Source organism: Pseudomonas azerbaijanoccidentalis (assembly GCF_019145495.1).
GTDB classification, from domain to species: domain Bacteria; phylum Pseudomonadota; class Gammaproteobacteria; order Pseudomonadales; family Pseudomonadaceae; genus Aquipseudomonas; species Aquipseudomonas azerbaijanoccidentalis.
Genome location: NZ_JAHSTU010000007.1, coordinates 253577 through 267225, shown reverse-complemented (window position 1 = coordinate 267225; position 13649 = coordinate 253577). Strand labels below are relative to the sequence as shown.

The following is a 13649-nucleotide window of genomic DNA, read 5'->3' as shown; positions in this document are numbered from 1 at the left end:
TCGTCAGCTCCTACAGGGAATCGGCGTACATCTGTAGGAGCTGCCGAAGGCTGCGATCTTTTAAGGTACGATAGCCGTCATCTTTTCCAAGTCCTGTTTTCGGAGTTGCCCATGAGCGCCGTCAATCGCGCAGCGGTGGAAGCCGTCCTTCGCCAATACACCGACCCTTATCTGAACCAGGACCCGGTCAGCGCCGGGTGCGTGCGCAACATCGAAATCCAGGGCGATCGCGTCAGCGTCCAGCTTGAGTTGGGTTACGCCGCCGGTCTGTTCAAGAGTGGCTGGGCGCAGATGCTGCAAATGGCCATCGAAGGTCTGGACGGTGTGACCACGGCTCGTGTCGATATCACCAGCGTGATTGCAGCGCACAAGGCTCAAGCGCAGATCCCGGGCCTGGCGAACGTGAAAAACGTGGTGGCCGTGGCGTCCGGCAAGGGCGGCGTGGGCAAATCCACCACGGCGGCCAACCTGGCCCTGGCCCTGGCCCGCGAAGGCGCCAAGGTGGGGATTCTCGATGCGGACATCTATGGCCCGAGCCAGGGCATCATGTTCGGCATCCCGGAGCGTACCCGGCCTGAAGTGAAGGACCAGAAGTGGTTCGTGCCGCTCAAGTCCCACGGTGTTGAAGTGATGTCGATGGCGTTCTTGACCGACGACAACACGCCGATGGTCTGGCGCGGTCCGATGGTTTCCGGCGCCTTGCTGCAACTGGTCACTCAAACCGCTTGGGGCGACCTGGATTATCTGGTCATCGACATGCCGCCAGGCACGGGCGATATCCAGCTGACCCTGGCGCAGAAAGTCCCGGTGGCCGGTGCAGTGATCGTCACCACGCCGCAGGACCTGGCATTGCTGGACGCACGCAAAGGCGTGGAGATGTTCCGCAAGGTCAACATCCCGGTGCTGGGCGTGGTGGAAAACATGGCCGTGCACATCTGCTCGAACTGCGGGCATGCCGAGCATTTGTTCGGTGAGGGTGGCGGCGTGAAGCTGGCCACTCAGTACGGCGTCGAGTTGTTGGCTTCGCTGCCGCTGGCGATGGCCATCCGCGAACAGGCCGATGGCGGCAAGCCAACAGTGATCGCCGAGCCGGACAGCCCGATTGCAATGGTCTACCAGGAACTGGCTCGCCACGTTGGCGCGCGAATTGTGTTGCAGGAAGCCCTGACGCCGGCGATGCCGAACATCAGCATCAGCGACGATTGATTCCGGTCGCCTGTTAAAAGATCGCAGCCTGCGGCAGCTCCTACAGGGTGAACATCAAGCCCATGTAGGAGCTGCCGCAGGCTGCGATCTGTTGATCTTGCTTTAGATCCGCAACCCGCCATCCATCTCCAGAATCCGACCGGTGTAATAGTCGTTCTCGAAGATGTAAGCCGCCGAATGGGCGATCTCATCCGGCTTGCCCATGCGTTTGAGCGGAATTCCCGCCGTCATTTTTTCCAGCGCTTCCGGCTTCATGCCCAAGGTCATTTCGGTTTCGATGAAGCCTGGTGCAATACCGGCTACGCGAATGCCATAGCGCGCCAGTTCCTTGGCCCAGGTCACGGTCGCCGCCGCGACACCGGCCTTGGCGGCGGAGTAGTTGGTTTGGCCGACGTTGCCAGCGCGGGAAATCGACGAGATATTGATGATCGCGCCGCTGTTGTTCAGCTCAACCATTTTTGCCGCGACTTCACGGGTGCACAGGAATACGCCGGTCAGGTTGACGTCGATCACCGCTTGCCACTGTGCCAGGCTCATCTTGGTCATTTCACCGTCCTTGACCTTGAGCAGCAGGCCGTCACGCAGGATCCCGGCGTTGTTGATCAGGCCATGGATTGCGCCGAAGTCTTCCGCGACCTGTGCAACCATGTGCGTCACTTGCTCTTCATTGGCCACGTTGCACAGGTAAGCGCGGGCTTCGACGCCTTTGGCCTTGCAGGCCGCGACCGCGTCGTCGAGTTTTTCCTGGTTAAGGTCGACCAGCGCCAGCTTGGCGCCCTTGCCGGCGAAATACTCGGCCATGGAGCGGCCCAAACCCTGGCAACCGCCGGTGATAATGATTACTTTGTCAGTGAGTTGCATTCGCATGCCCCGGTAGCAGGTCAGAGTGGTTTCCTTTAGAGAGCCTCTCGATCTGCGCCTGACCTGGCTTGGCTGCACATGAGAACTGCCCCGATGGCGTGCTGGGACTTTCCACCAGCAGCCCGTCCGTTTTTCTGACGGATTCTATATAAGGAGTCATAAATTGAGCGTTGAAGCGGCTAAGCATGCACGAGAATTGCTTCTCAAGGAATACCGTGGAGTGCTCTCCACGCACTCCAAAGCGATGCCCGGTTTCCCGTTCGGCTCCGTGGTTCCGTACTGCCTGGACGAGCTGGGCCGGCCGCTGATCCTGATCAGCCGCATCGCGCAGCACACGCACAATCTGCAAAAAGATCCGAAATGCTCACTGTTCGTAGGCGAGCGCGGCGCTGAAGACGTGCAGGCCGTGGGTCGTCTGACTTATCTGGCTGAAGCGCAGCAACTCGAAGACGAAGCTGCCATTCAGGTAGCCGCCGAGCGTTATTACCGCTATTTCCCGGAATCGCAGGGCTACCACAATGCCCATGATTTCGATTTCTGGGTGCTCACCCCGGTCCGTCACCGCTACATCGGTGGTTTCGGCGCGATTCACTGGGTCAACGAACTGACACTGGCCAATCCGTTTGCCGGCAAGGCTGAGATCAGCATGGTCGAGCACATGAACGCCGATCACGCCAAAGCCATTGCCCATTACGTGGACCTGGCCGGTTTACCGAAAACTTCGCCGGCGCAGATGGTCGGTATCGACACTGAAGGCATGCACTTGCGCATCGGCCAAAGCCTGTACTGGCTGCCGTTCCAAGTTCCGTGTAATACGCCGACACAAGTTCGCGAAGCCTTGGTTTTTCTGGCTCACGCCGAACATTGGCCGAAAAATGAAGTGGCCGACGCTTGAATTCACGAAACGGCGACGTCATCTAAGGTGAACTGGCAAGGCATTCTTGCGTTGAGGAACCATTTGATGCGCCCTTTTTTGTTGCTCTTTCTGCTGTTCCCGGTGTTGGAGCTGTTCGTATTCGTCAAGGTGGCAGGGGCGATCGGGTTTTTCCCGGCCCTGCTGCTGATCATTCTCGGCTCGATGTTCGGCGTGTTCGTGCTTCGTATCGCCGGCCTGGCCACGGCGCTGCGTGCCCGTGAAAGCCTGAACCGCGGCGAACTGCCGGCCCAGACCATGCTTGAAGGCCTGATGCTGGCCTTGGCCGGTGGCCTGTTGATCCTGCCTGGTTTCATCAGTGATGTGGTCGGCCTGATCATGCTGCTGCCGATCAGTCGTCGACTGCTGGCCAACAAAATGCGCCAGCGCGCCGAGGAACAGGCGATCCGCCAACGGGCGTTCGCCGATGACCTCCAGGCCCGTGGCGGCCCTGCACCGCGCGAGCCGCTGGGCCGCGAGCCCAACGTGATCGAAGGCGAGTTCGAACACCGCGACACCAAGTAATACGCACAGCGACACGGCACCTTCGGGTGCCGTGTTCGTTTTGCGCGGCATCAACGTGAAAATTTTTCGATCCCCGCCCTTGTAATCAGCTTGAGCGCCCTTATGTAACGGTCACCGCAAGGTTTCTGGCGAACACGCCAGACAGACTTCCGCGGTTCGCTTGACGAACCGCACCCGGCACCGCCGGACTTTGTTAAACCCGCCGGGACTACACCGGCCGATGAAAACCACAATTAGGAGAGATCGACAATGAAGCTTCGTCCTCTGCATGACCGCGTCGTCATCCGTCGCAGCGAAGAAGAAAAGAAAACCGCTGGCGGTATCGTCCTGCCAGGTTCGGCTGCTGAAAAAGCCAACAGCGGCGTAATCCTCGCTGTAGGCACCGGCCGCGTACTGGACAACGGTGAAGTGCGCGCACTGGCCGTCAAGGTTGGCGACAAGGTTGTGTTCGGTCCTTACTCCGGCAGCAACACTGTGAAAATCGACGGCGAAGACCTGTTGGTAATGAGCGAGAACGAAATCCTCGCTGTTATCGAAGACTGATTTCCCGCTCATTTTCCCGCGACTACAAAGTATTTAAGGAATATCGATCATGGCTGCTAAAGAAGTTCTGTTTGGCGATTCCGCCCGCAAGAAAATGCTCAAAGGCGTCAACGTCCTGGCTGACGCGGTAAAAGCGACCCTGGGCCCGAAAGGCCGTAACGTGATCATCGAGAAGAGCTTCGGCGCTCCGACCATCACCAAGGACGGCGTTTCCGTAGCCAAAGAAATCGAACTCGAAGACCGTTTCGAAAACATGGGCGCGCAGCTGGTCAAAGACGTTGCCTCCCGTGCCAACGATGACGCAGGCGACGGCACCACCACCGCTACCGTTCTGGCTCAATCGATCGTCAACGAAGGCCTCAAAGCCGTCGCTGCCGGCATGAACCCGATGGACCTCAAGCGCGGCATCGACAAAGCGACCATCGCTATTGTTAAAGAGCTGAAAGCCCTGTCCAAGCCATGCGCTGACACCAAGGCTATCGCTCAGGTAGGCACCATCTCCGCCAACTCCGACAACTCCATCGGCGACATCATTGCCGAAGCCATGGAAAAAGTCGGTAAAGAAGGCGTGATCACCGTTGAAGAAGGCTCGGGCCTGGAAAACGAACTGTCGGTTGTTGAAGGCATGCAGTTCGACCGTGGCTACCTGTCCCCGTACTTCGTCAACAAGCCAGAGACCATGGTCGCTGAGCTGGACGGCCCGCTGATCCTGCTGGTCGACAAAAAGATCTCGAACATCCGCGAAATGCTGCCAGTGCTGGAAGCCGTTGCCAAAGCCGGCCGTCCGCTGCTGATCGTTGCCGAAGACGTTGAAGGCGAAGCCCTGGCGACTCTGGTTGTGAACAACATGCGCGGTATCGTTAAAGTCGCAGCCGTCAAGGCTCCAGGCTTCGGCGACCGTCGCAAGGCCATGCTGCAGGACATCGCTGTTCTGACCGGCGGTACCGTTATCTCCGAAGAGATCGGCCTGAGCCTGGAAAGCACCACCCTGGAGCACCTGGGTAACGCCAAGCGCGTAACCCTGTCCAAGGAAAACACCATCATCGTTGACGGTGCTGGCGTTCAAGGCGACATCGAAGCACGCATCAACCAGATCCGTGCCCAGGTTGCCGAAACTTCCTCGGACTACGACCGTGAAAAACTGCAAGAGCGTCTGGCCAAGCTGTCCGGCGGCGTTGCAGTGATCAAGGTTGGCGCTGGTTCCGAAGTTGAAATGAAAGAGAAGAAAGCCCGCGTTGAAGACGCCCTGCACGCTACCCGTGCAGCCGTTGAAGAAGGCGTGGTACCTGGCGGTGGCGTTGCGCTGATCCGCGCTCTGCAAACCCTGAACGATCTGAAAGGCGACAACGCTGATCAGGACGTGGGTATTGCTGTTCTGCGCCGTGCCGTTGAAGCACCGCTGCGTCAGATCGCTGCCAACAGCGGTGACGAGCCAAGCGTTGTGGTCAACGAAGTCAAAAACGGCAAAGGTAACTTCGGTTACAACGCTGCGACTGGCGAATACGGCGACATGATCGAAATGGGTATCCTGGACCCAACCAAGGTCACCCGTTCCGCGCTGCAAGCTGCATCGTCGATCGGCGGTCTGATCCTGACCACCGAAGCCGCTGTTGCTGATGCACCGAAGAAAGACGGCGGTGCTGGCGGCGGTATGCCAGACATGGGCGGTATGGGCGGCATGGGCGGCATGATGTAAGCCAGCCTTACCCCTGTACTAAAAACCCCGCCTGCGAAAGCAGGCGGGGTTTTTTATTGCCTCCATTTTGAGGGTCGCATCGATCCCTGTAGGAGCGAGCCTGCTCGCGATAGCGTCGGATCAGACGCTGACAGGCTCTGCATTTGCCTCAGGTTCAGCCTTCACAGCCGGCCGATAAAGAATCCAGTAATACGACCCCAGACAAATCAACCAACAGAACACCGCCGTCCACACGTTGTGCGAGAAGAAGTGCGCGCCCTGCATCATCCGTCCAATGGAAAACACAGTACCCAGGGCGAAGGCAAAAACAAATGCCGCCCGTGCCAGTCGCGGGCGACGATCACGCAATACAAAGAACAGCGCAAACAGAGTGAACCCGGTTGCCGCATGACCGCCCGGCCAGCAGCGGCCCGGTTTTTCCGTTGCCGGACGCGGGCTCAATAATTCGCTGTAAGTTTCGTGGCCACCAAACTGCTCCAGGCTCCAGGGGCATTGCACCGCCGTCACTGCTTTCATCGGCGTGACAAAGGAAGTCGCCAAACCCAGGGACAGCACCAGACAGCCCAATTCCCGTTTGAACGGCTTGAGCCGGGTCATGAAGAACGAGCCGGCAAAGCCAAGGATGGCAAATACCGAGAAAGCGATGACCACTTGTTTGGCGCGGTCATGCAGGACCGTTTCCAGAAAGTAACTGTGGCGACCGATGAAATCTCCAGCGACCGGGTCGTAGAACAGTTTGGCCAGGTCCATGTCCAGGGAGGTCAGTTCAAGCAGCACCAGAATGATTGCCGCAACGGCGGGAACGCCAAGGCAAACCCAGAAGTTGAGTGGGCGAGATGCGGGGCGGGCAAGGGTCGAAGCCATGCTGGTTCCTTGGTTGGGAAAGTGTTCTGAAATGCGCAGCCGCGCAGACTTTGAACCCGATCCTGTCGTCAACGTGTGAATCGATAGTGAAAAAGTCGTTAACCCGGCAAACGTTTGATTTCGGCCATTGCAGCCGCACGCAGTCCTAGCCGTGAGCCACACTTGGCCTTAAGCTGCGCGGGCCAAGACGGCCGTTACTGTGTACGGAGGAGGTGCCCATGCGAATTCTATTGGTTGAAGACAACCGCGATATCCTGGCCAATCTGGCCGATTACCTGGGGCTCAAAGGCTATACCGTGGATTGCGCACAGGACGGTTTGTCGGGCCTGCATCTGGCCGCCACTGAGCATTACGACTTGATCGTGCTCGACATCATGCTGCCGGGCATCGACGGCTACACCCTGTGCAAACGCCTGCGCGAAGATGCCCGGCGCGACACCCCTGTGATCATGCTGACGGCACGCGATCAGCTGGACGACCGCCTGCAAGGCTTCAAGTCCGGCGCCGACGACTACCTGATCAAACCGTTCGCCCTGTCGGAACTGGCGGCGCGGATCGAAGCGGTGATGCGGCGTACCCAGGGCGGCGGTCGACGCGCTCTGCAAGTCGGTGACTTGAACTACGACCTGGATACTCTCGAAGTCACCCGCGAAGGGCGCCTGCTCAAGCTCAACCCGGTGGGCCTCAAGCTGCTCGCGGTATTGATGCAGAAAAGCCCGCACGTATTGCGCCGGGAAATCCTCGAAGAAGCGTTGTGGGGCGATGATTGCCCGGACAGTGACAGCTTGCGCAGCCACGTCCACCAACTGCGTCAGGTAATCGACAAACCGTTCGCCAAACCGTTGCTGCATACCGTGCACGGTGTCGGTTATCGCCTGGCCGAGGGCCGTGATGGAGTTTAAGCAAAGCCTTGCCCAGCGGATCATCATTGCCTTTGCACTGATGAGTGCGCTGGTGGCGGGTGCCTTCGCCATGGGCATTGTCGCGACTGTGCATCTGGTGGAAGAAAAGCTGATTTCCGCCGGGTTGGGCGGCGACTTGCAGCGCCTGTTGCTGATGGACAGCGTTTCGGACTGGAGCCATCGGCCCGAACCGGACCAGTTGTTCTATTTCAGCGGCGGCCCGGGTGATTTCGAATTGCCCAAGGATTTGCGGCACCTGGACTCCGGTTTTCACGAGGTCTTTCGCGAGCAGCTGTCGTATCACGCGATGGTCGAAATCGTCGACGGACGCCGTTATGTGCTGTTGCAGGATCAAAGCGATTTCGAAGAGCGCGAGCGGGTGCTGTTTGCCGTCGTTCTCGTTGGCTTCGTACTCAGCCTGGCACTGGCGGTTTTCCTCGGCTGGGTCCTGGCGCGCAAGGTGATGGCGCCTGTGGTCCGACTGGCCCGGCAGGTACGGCATCGCGATCAGTTGCTCGGTCTGGCACCGCCGCTGGCACCGGACTACGCCGCCGATGAAGTGGGTGAGTTGGCGGTGGCCTTTGATGCCACTCTGGGGCGCCTGCGCCAGGCGCTGACGCGGGAGCGTTTGTTTACCAGTGACGTCAGCCACGAACTGCGCACGCCACTGATGGTCCTGGCCAGCTCCTGCGAGTTGTTGCTGGAAAACCCGGGAATCGATCAGCGCGGTCGCGCTCAGGTCGAGCGCATCTCCCGTGCCTGTGAAGAAATGCGTGAACTGGTGCAAACCTTTCTGATGCTGGCCCGCGCCCAACGCGAAGACGCGAGCATGTCACCGCAGCAGACGCTCACGGGGGTGGCCGATGGTTTGATCGCCCAGTGGCGTGCACCGATTGAGGCCAAAGGCCTGACGCTGATTTTCGAGCCGGGTCAGGACCAGAACATTCGATACAACGCCACACTGCTGAATGCGGTAATGGGCAACCTGCTGCGCAACGCGCTGCACTACACGGAGCAAGGGTTTATACGACTGACCCTGACGACCAGCGGCTTTGTGGTCGAAGACAGTGGTGTGGGCATTCCCGAAGAAAAGCGTGAAGCGATGTTCGAACCGTTCGTGCGCGGCAGCGAAAAACGTGGCGAAGGCCTTGGGCTGGGGCTGTCACTGGTGCAGCGGATCTGTGAAAACCAGGGCTGGAGCGTCAGCCTGACCAACATGGAGCCCAATGGCTGTCGTTTTCAAGTGGAACTGCTGATCACTCCTGCAAGCTGACGTTCAGCGGCGACCAACGGGGGCGGGCTTGATTGCATTGTAAAACCTAGTAACGATTATGGGTTTTACATGACAATTTTTTCACAAAGGTATGACCTGAAACTGACACGGCGCTACCTAATGTAGGGGCCATCAGACGTACAGGAGACCTCAATGATGGCCGGCCCGATCAAACTGGATTTTTCCGAAAAATACGACGACCAGCACGCCCAACAGTATCTGGTTAAACATCAGGATGGCCTGAGTCGTAAACTGTCCCACTGGCGGGATGAGCAACTGGCTCGTAAGGCCCTGGCCTCGGTCGGCGAGCCTGGCCTGGTGCTTGATTTGCCCTGCGGCGCGGGGCGTTTCTGGCCGTTGCTGGCCGAGAAACCCAATCGCGTCATCATCGGTGCCGACAACTCTGAATCGATGTTGAAGATCGCGACACAGGCGCAACCGGCCGATGTCGTGAAACGGGTACAACCCTTGCACACTTCTGCATTCGACATTGCCTTGCCTGATAACGCCGTCGACAGCATTTTCTGCATGCGTTTGCTTCATCACATCGGTGAGGCCGAGCATCGATTGGCTATTTTGCGCGAATTCGAGCGTGTCACCCGTGACAGCGTCATTTTGTCCCTGTGGGTAGATGGCAATTTCAAGGCCTGGAAACGCAAGCGTCTGGAGCGAACCCGTGAGCAGGAAAGTTACCAAAACAGATTTGTGTTACCAGCTGCTACGGTAGAACAGGAATTTGAACAAGCAGGCTTCCGAATTCAGGAACGTCTGGACTTTTTACCGCTCTATGCCATGTGGCGAGTTTACGTATTACGCAAGAGGTAACAGGATGGCAGTGCAGTATGCAGCAGGATCGGATGTTGTCTCCCAGGACCGTTTCGACTATTTCTGGAACCAGCGCGGCGAGTGGGTAGAAGAACCCAATGTTCGCCGCGGTGGGGAAAGCGGCGTGCAGCGCGTCGTGGGTAGCGATGATCAACTGCTCTACTTCAAACGCCAGACCGGGCATATCTATCGCAGCTTGCTGCACCCGTTCGGTCGACCGACCGTACTGCGCGAGCGCGACGCACTGATGGGCGTCAGCCTGCTCGGGGTTCATGTTCCGCAAATCGTCTTCTGCGGCGCTCAACGCGACCCGGTGCACAAATGGCGTGCATTGCTGGTGACAAAGTCACTGGATGGTTTCGAGGAAATGGAGCATTGGTACGCTGGCGGCGGTCGTGAGCGTCACGGTGAACCCGTGCATGATCGCGTGTTGCAGATGCTGGCGGAGAACCTGGCCCGCATGCACAAAGGGCGTTGGCAGCACAGTTGCCTCTATATCAAGCACGTTTTTGTGCGCGTCACCGGTGAAGGCGAGGCATGCAACGTTGAGGTGGCGCTGATTGATCTGGAGAAGTGCCGACAACGCTTCAGTGCCCATCAGGCGGCTCTCCACGACATGAAGCAATTGCGCCGCCACTCGTCGTTCAACCCTACGGACTGGAAGAAACTGGTCTATTTTTATGAGACGGCGTTTGGCAGCGCTATCAAGGGTTTATAGCAATGAAACTCGAAGTTGCGCGAGGTTTGTTTTTGGTTGGAGCCTTGGCAGTCGCTTCGCTCGCAGTGGCTGCCTGGGAGCAGCCACGCACGCAGGTTCTAAGCTCAGCGAACGGCGAATATTGCCCCTTGCCACGAGTCGCCAAGACATCCGTGGCCACCCAGCCCGATCATGATTTGTTGCTGTTCATGTTCGGTCTTTCTCAAGGAATGAGGCCGCAAAGTTGAACAGTTTCAATCCCAAATAAAAGGCCTCGCATCTGCGAGGCCTTTTTTATACAGGGTTACGCGGGCTCTTTCGGTTTATCGGGCTTAGCCAGCAATGTGTACACGCACGGCAGCACAAACAAGGTAAACAGCGTCCCGATCGACATCCCCGTGGCGATCACCGTTCCGATGTCGAACCGGCTCACCGCGCCCGCGCCCGAGGCAATGATCAGCGGCACCATGCCAAACACCATGGCGGCCGTCGTCATCAACACCGGACGCAGACGAATGGACGCTGCTTCTTCCACTGCCTCGCGGGGTGTCAGGCCCTTGTCTTTGCGCAACTGGTTGGCAAATTCGACGATCAGGATCCCGTGCTTGCTGATCAACCCGATCAGCGTCACCAAACCGACCTGGGTGTAGATGTTCATGCTCGACCAGCCGAGGAACAACGGGATCAATGCACCGCAGATCGACAATGGCACGGTCACCAGAATCACCAGCGGGTCGCGGAAGCTTTCGAACTGCGCGGCCAGCACCAGGAAAATGATCGCCAGTGCCAAGGCAAAGGTGACCCACAAGGCACTGCCTTCCTGCACGTATTGCCGCGACGCCCCGGCATAGTCGAAGGCAAAGCCGACCGGTGCTTCTTCCTGGGCGATCTGACGGACCACTTCGATGGCCTCGCCCATGCTGACCAACGGCACGCCGGACAGGATTGCCGAGTTGAGTTGCTGGAACTGGTTCAACTGCCGCGGTCGCGCACGGTCGGTCACGGTGATCAGGGTCGACAGGGCCAGAAGCTCACCCTGGGTGTTTTTCACGTAGTAGTTGTTCAACCAGTCGGGGTTGTCGCGGAACGGTCGTTCGACCTGAGCGATGACTTTGTAGCTGCGTCCCTCGATGGTGAACCGGTTGATCTCCGCTTCACCGAGCAAGGTCGCCAGTGTTCCGCCCAGGTCCTGCATCGACACACCCATCTGGGCAGCTTTGGCGCGATCGATATCGACCACGACTTCCGGCTTGTCGAAGGCCAGGTCGACGTCGGCGAAGGCGAACTTGCCGGACTCCAGGGCGCGTTTTTTCACCCGGTCGACCACTTGCAACAGCAACTCATAGTCGTTGGCAGTGTTGATGACGAACTGAAATGGCAGACCTTCGCCGGTGCCCGGCAGGGATGGCAAGTTGAAGCCGAAAATCTGCAGTCCCGGGATGCTTTCCAGTTTGGCTTGAACGTCGGGCAGGATTTGCATCTGGGTCCGGCTGCGCTCGTTCCACGGTTTGAGCAGGAAACCACCGATACCCGATTGCACGCCGTTGAAACCGTTGATCTGGAACGAAGAGTAGTACTCGGGGAACGCCTTGAAGATCGAGATGAACTCGTCGGTGTAGGTGTTCAGGTAATCGAGGTTGGTCGGTTGCGGGGCGTTGGCCATCATGAAAATGATGCCCTGGTCCTCGTCCGGCGCCAGTTCCGATTTGGTGAACTTGAGCAACACCGGGATCAGGCACAGCACAATCACCGCGAACACCAACACCACTGGCCGGGTATTGAGCGTGCCGTGGAGCATGCGCTGATAGCGCCGTTTGAGGCTTTCGAAGATCAGGTCCAGGCGATGGGCCAGGCCGCTGGGATTTTCATCGTGGCGTAGCAGAAAGGCGCACATCATCGGTGACAGGGTCAGGGCCACGATGCCGGAAATCACCACGGCGCCGGCCAGGGTCAGGGCAAATTCCTTGAACAAGGCGCCGGTCAGCCCCGTCAGGAAACCAATCGGTGCGTACACGGCTGCCAGGGTGATGGTCATCGAGACCACCGGCATGGCGATTTCCCGGGCGCCTTCGATAGCGGCGTCCAGCGGCGTCTTGCCTTCCTCGATGTGGCGGTGGATGTTTTCCACAACGACGATGGCGTCGTCCACCACCAGGCCGATTGCCAGCACCATCGCCAGCAGGGTCAGCAGGTTGATCGAGTAACCCATCATCTGCATGAAGAACATCACGCCGATCATCGACAGCGGGATGGTGACCACCGGGATCACAACCGAACGCAGTGCGCCGAGAAACAGGAACACCACGACGATCACGATCAGAACCGCTTCGAACAGGGTTTTCACCACCTCGTCGATGGACGCCTGGATGAACAGCGTGGCGTCGTAGGCGATCTCGCCCTTGAGGTTGGGCGGCAACTGGGCCTCAAGGTCCGGCATGATCTTGCGCACTTCCTTGATCACGTCCAGCGGGTTGGCGGCAGGCGTGGCCTTGATGCCGATGTACACCGACGGAGTGCCACCGAAAGAACTGATGGTGTCGTAGTTTTCCGCCCCCATCTCGACCCGTGCGACATCGCGCAGCAGTACGCGGCTGTCGCCATCGACTTTGAGCGGAATGGCAGCAAACGCTTCGGCGGATTTCAGTTCGGTGCTGGCGTTGATACTGGTGACGACATACTCGCCCTTCACCTCGCCGGCGGCGGACAGGAAGTTGTACTGGCGCACCGCGTTGGTCACGTCGCTGGCCGTTAGCCCGAAACCGGCGAGCTTCACCGGGTCCAGCCAGAGGCGCATGGCGAACACCTGATTGCCGAGAATCTCCGCCTCGGCCATGCCGGGCAGGGTCGCGAGTTTCGGCTGGATCACCCGTGACAGGTAGTCGGTGATCTGCGGGTTGCTCAACTCCTTGCTGAAAAAGCTGATGTACATCAGTGCCGAGGCATCGGCGGCTTCCTTGCTCAGGACCGGGTCTTCGGCGTCCTGGGGCAATTGGTTCTTCACCTCGTTGGCCTTGGCCAGCAGTTCGGTGAACAAGCGGTCACTGTTGGCGCCGATGCGGGCATAGATCGAGATCACCGAAAAATTCTGGCGACTGACCGAGGTCATGTAGTCGATACCTTCGGCGCTGGCCAGGCTTTGCTGCATCGGCTGGGTGATGTAGCCCTGGATGGTTTCGGCGTTGGCCCCGGGGTACGCCGTGGTCACCGTGATCAGGGCGTTTTCCATTTGCGGGTATTGGCGCAGCGGCAGCTTGCTCCAGGCCTGGAAGCCCAGCAGTACGATCAGCAGGCTGACCACGGTGGCGAGCACCGGGCGGCGGATGAACGGATCAGTAAAAGCCATT

Annotated in this window: 13 protein-coding genes; 10 read left to right on the top strand and 3 right to left on the bottom strand. The window is 58.8% G+C overall.

The annotated features are described in order from the left end of the window. Positions 1–111 precede the first annotated feature (111 nt). Positions 112–1206, top strand: coding sequence for an iron-sulfur cluster carrier protein ApbC (gene apbC, locus KVG88_RS22470; RefSeq protein WP_150704001.1), 1095 nt, complete (start codon positions 112–114; stop codon positions 1204–1206). A gap of 102 nt (positions 1207–1308) precedes the next feature. Here apbC and KVG88_RS22465 read toward each other — a convergent pair whose 3' ends face one another. Next, positions 1309–2067 (bottom strand): SDR family oxidoreductase, encoded by a 759-nt coding sequence (locus tag KVG88_RS22465; protein WP_150704000.1) that lies wholly within the window; start codon positions 2065–2067, stop codon positions 1309–1311. A 163-nt stretch (positions 2068–2230) separates the two neighbouring features. Between KVG88_RS22465 and KVG88_RS22460 the strand changes: the two genes are divergently transcribed. From KVG88_RS22460 to groL, 4 genes are all read left to right on the top strand, one after another. Beyond that, positions 2231–2962, top strand: a complete 732-nt coding sequence (locus tag KVG88_RS22460; protein ID WP_217872796.1) for a HugZ family pyridoxamine 5'-phosphate oxidase — start codon at positions 2231–2233, stop codon at positions 2960–2962. Positions 2963–3028: 66 nt separating this feature from the next. Beyond that, on the top strand, positions 3029–3505 hold the full coding sequence (locus KVG88_RS22455) for an FxsA family protein (protein ID WP_150703998.1): 477 nt from the start codon (positions 3029–3031) through the stop codon (positions 3503–3505). A 249-nt stretch (positions 3506–3754) separates the two neighbouring features. Further along, positions 3755–4048, top strand: a complete 294-nt coding sequence (locus tag KVG88_RS22450) for a co-chaperone GroES (protein ID WP_150703997.1) — start codon at positions 3755–3757, stop codon at positions 4046–4048. A 49-nt stretch (positions 4049–4097) separates the two neighbouring features. Beyond that, positions 4098–5744, top strand: coding sequence for a chaperonin GroEL (gene groL / locus KVG88_RS22445; protein WP_150703996.1), 1647 nt, complete (start codon positions 4098–4100; stop codon positions 5742–5744). A gap of 120 nt (positions 5745–5864) precedes the next feature. On the opposite strand, the gene KVG88_RS22440 is transcribed toward groL, so the two are convergent. Beyond that, positions 5865–6608: a phosphatase PAP2 family protein gene (locus KVG88_RS22440; protein ID WP_150703995.1), complete on the bottom strand. Its 744-nt coding sequence runs from the start codon at positions 6606–6608 to the stop codon at positions 5865–5867. Positions 6609–6826: 218 nt separating this feature from the next. Between KVG88_RS22440 and colR the strand changes: the two genes are divergently transcribed. From colR to KVG88_RS22415, 5 genes are all read left to right on the top strand, one after another. Next, the gene (gene colR, locus KVG88_RS22435; protein WP_150703994.1) at positions 6827–7510 is read left to right on the top strand and encodes a two-component system response regulator ColR; all 684 of its coding nucleotides are present in this window, start codon (positions 6827–6829) and stop codon (positions 7508–7510) included. Beyond that, positions 7500–8783: a sensor histidine kinase gene (locus KVG88_RS22430; protein WP_150703993.1), complete on the top strand. Its 1284-nt coding sequence runs from the start codon at positions 7500–7502 to the stop codon at positions 8781–8783. Before colR ends, KVG88_RS22430 begins: the two co-directional genes overlap by 11 nt. Positions 8784–8939: 156 nt before the next feature. Beyond that, positions 8940–9608 (top strand): class I SAM-dependent methyltransferase, encoded by a 669-nt coding sequence (locus KVG88_RS22425; RefSeq protein WP_150704063.1) that lies wholly within the window; start codon positions 8940–8942, stop codon positions 9606–9608. Positions 9609–9612: 4 nt separating this feature from the next. After that, positions 9613–10326 (top strand): lipopolysaccharide kinase InaA family protein, encoded by a 714-nt coding sequence (locus tag KVG88_RS22420; protein ID WP_217872795.1) that lies wholly within the window; start codon positions 9613–9615, stop codon positions 10324–10326. Between the two features lie 2 nt (positions 10327–10328). Beyond that, a complete protein-coding gene (locus KVG88_RS22415; RefSeq protein ID WP_150703991.1) occupies positions 10329–10553 on the top strand; it encodes a hypothetical protein in 225 nt (74 codons plus the stop codon). 56 nt (positions 10554–10609) lie between these two features. Here KVG88_RS22415 and KVG88_RS22410 read toward each other — a convergent pair whose 3' ends face one another. After that, the gene (locus KVG88_RS22410; RefSeq protein ID WP_217872794.1) at positions 10610–13648 is read right to left on the bottom strand and encodes a multidrug efflux RND transporter permease subunit; all 3039 of its coding nucleotides are present in this window, start codon (positions 13646–13648) and stop codon (positions 10610–10612) included. Between the last annotated feature and the right edge of the window lies 1 nt (position 13649).

Bases quoted from the DNA above. Each gene is read 5' to 3' on its own strand.
- KVG88_RS22465 (WP_150704000.1), bottom strand. From the start codon at position 2,067: ATGCAACTCACTGACAAAGTAATCATTATCACCGGCGGTTGCCAGGGT.
- KVG88_RS22420 (WP_217872795.1), top strand. From the start codon at position 9,613: ATGGCAGTGCAGTATGCAGCAGGATCGGATGTTGTCTCCCAGGACCGT.
- KVG88_RS22455 (WP_150703998.1), top strand. From the start codon at position 3,029: ATGCGCCCTTTTTTGTTGCTCTTTCTGCTGTTCCCGGTGTTGGAGCTG.
- KVG88_RS22415 (WP_150703991.1), top strand. From the start codon at position 10,329: ATGAAACTCGAAGTTGCGCGAGGTTTGTTTTTGGTTGGAGCCTTGGCA.
- colR (WP_150703994.1), top strand. From the start codon at position 6,827: ATGCGAATTCTATTGGTTGAAGACAACCGCGATATCCTGGCCAATCTG.
- KVG88_RS22425 (WP_150704063.1), top strand. From the start codon at position 8,940: ATGGCCGGCCCGATCAAACTGGATTTTTCCGAAAAATACGACGACCAG.
- KVG88_RS22450 (WP_150703997.1), top strand. From the start codon at position 3,755: ATGAAGCTTCGTCCTCTGCATGACCGCGTCGTCATCCGTCGCAGCGAA.
- apbC (WP_150704001.1), top strand. From the start codon at position 112: ATGAGCGCCGTCAATCGCGCAGCGGTGGAAGCCGTCCTTCGCCAATAC.
- KVG88_RS22410 (WP_217872794.1), bottom strand. From the start codon at position 13,648: ATGGCTTTTACTGATCCGTTCATCCGCCGCCCGGTGCTCGCCACCGTG.
- KVG88_RS22430 (WP_150703993.1), top strand. From the start codon at position 7,500: ATGGAGTTTAAGCAAAGCCTTGCCCAGCGGATCATCATTGCCTTTGCA.
- groL (WP_150703996.1), top strand. From the start codon at position 4,098: ATGGCTGCTAAAGAAGTTCTGTTTGGCGATTCCGCCCGCAAGAAAATG.
- KVG88_RS22440 (WP_150703995.1), bottom strand. From the start codon at position 6,608: ATGGCTTCGACCCTTGCCCGCCCCGCATCTCGCCCACTCAACTTCTGG.